This window comes from Periweissella beninensis (assembly GCF_016908275.1).
Lineage (GTDB): Bacteria > Bacillota > Bacilli > Lactobacillales > Lactobacillaceae > Periweissella > Periweissella beninensis.
Map to the genome: position 1 here is coordinate 1 of NZ_JAFBDN010000057.1, position 1,758 is coordinate 1,758.

1 rRNA gene is annotated in these 1,758 nt (G+C 47.8%); it reads right to left on the bottom strand.

Features of this window, described 5'->3' with window-relative positions:
- Positions 1-67: 67 nt before the first annotated feature.
- Positions 68-1,645: ribosomal RNA gene (locus JOC59_RS09230) — 16S ribosomal RNA — on the bottom strand.
- Positions 1,646-1,758 lie beyond the last annotated feature (113 nt).

Sequence of the window (1,758 nt, forward strand, 5' to 3'; positions counted from 1 at the left end):
TTTGAGAGTAGACCTCTCAAAACTAAATAAAGTTTTAACAATGTGTAAGTTTCCGTATTATCCTTAGAAAGGAGGTGATCCAGCCGCAGGTTCTCCTACGGCTACCTTGTTACGACTTCACCCTAATCATCTATCCCACCTTAGGCGGCTGGCTCCTAAAAGGTTACCCCACCGACTTTGGGTGTTACAAACTCTCATGGTGTGACGGGCGGTGTGTACAAGGCCCGGGAACGTATTCACCGCGGCGTGCTGATCCGCGATTACTAGCGATTCCGACTTCATGTAGTCGAGTTGCAGACTACAATCCGAACTGAGAATGGCTTTAAGAGATTAGCTTAGCCTCGCGACTTTGCGACTCGTTGTACCATCCATTGTAGCACGTGTGTAGCCCAGGTCATAAGGGGCATGATGATTTGACGTCATCCCCACCTTCCTCCGGTTTGTCACCGGCAGTCTCACTAGAGTGCCCAACTAAATGCTGGCAACTAGTAATAAGGGTTGCGCTCGTTGCGGGACTTAACCCAACATCTCACGACACGAGCTGACGACAACCATGCACCACCTGTCATTCCGTCCCCGAAGGGAACTCTTAATCTCTTAAGATAGCGAAAGATGTCAAGACCTGGTAAGGTTCTTCGCGTTGCTTCGAATTAAACCACATGCTCCACCGCTTGTGCGGGCCCCCGTCAATTCCTTTGAGTTTCAACCTTGCGGTCGTACTCCCCAGGCGGAATGCTTACTGCGTTAGCTGCGTCACTAAAGGGCGGAAACCCTCTAACAACTAGCATTCATCGTTTACGGTGTGGACTACCAGGGTATCTAATCCTGTTTGCTACCCACACTTTCGAGCCTCAGCGTCAGTTACAGTCCAGAGAGCCGCCTTCGCCTCTGGTGTTCTTCCATATATCTACGCATTTCACCGCTACACATGGAGTTCCACTCTCCTCTACTGCACTCAAGTCATCCAGTTTCCGATGCAATTCTACGGTTGAGCCGTAGGCTTTCACATCAGACTTAAATAACCGCCTGCGCTCGCTTTACGCCCAATAAATCCGGATAACGCTTGGGACATACGTATTACCGCGGCTGCTGGCACGTATTTAGCCGTCCCTTTCTGATAAGATACCGTCACTCAATGAACAGTTACTCTCACTGACGTTCTTCTCTTATAACAGTGTTTTACGAGCCGAAACCCTTCATCACACACGCGGCGTTGCTCCATCAGGCTTGCGCCCATTGTGGAAGATTCCCTACTGCTGCCTCCCGTAGGAGTTTGGACCGTGTCTCAGTTCCAATGTGGCCGATCAGTCTCTCAACTCGGCTATGTATCATTGCCATGGTGAGCCATTACCTCACCATCTAGCTAATACACCGCGGGACCATCTCTTAGTGATAGCAGAACCATCTTTTAAAATAAAACCATGCGGTTTTATTTGTTATACGGTATTAGCATCTGTTTCCAAATGTTATCCCCTGCTAAGAGGTAGGTTTCCCACGTGTTACTCACCCGTTCGCCACTCATTGTATGGCGATTAATCAATGTTAAGCAAGCTTAACAAATCATAACCACGACAATGCGTTCGACTTGCATGTATTAGGCACGCCGCCAGCGTTCATCCTGAGCCAGGATCAAACTCTCATTTTAAAAAGTCTGTTGACTCTGTTATCCGTAACTAACATCGGGGAGATGTTAGTTACATAATTTACTAGCGAAATTGACATTCGCAAATTTGTATATCTTAGGTACAAATCCTAAGA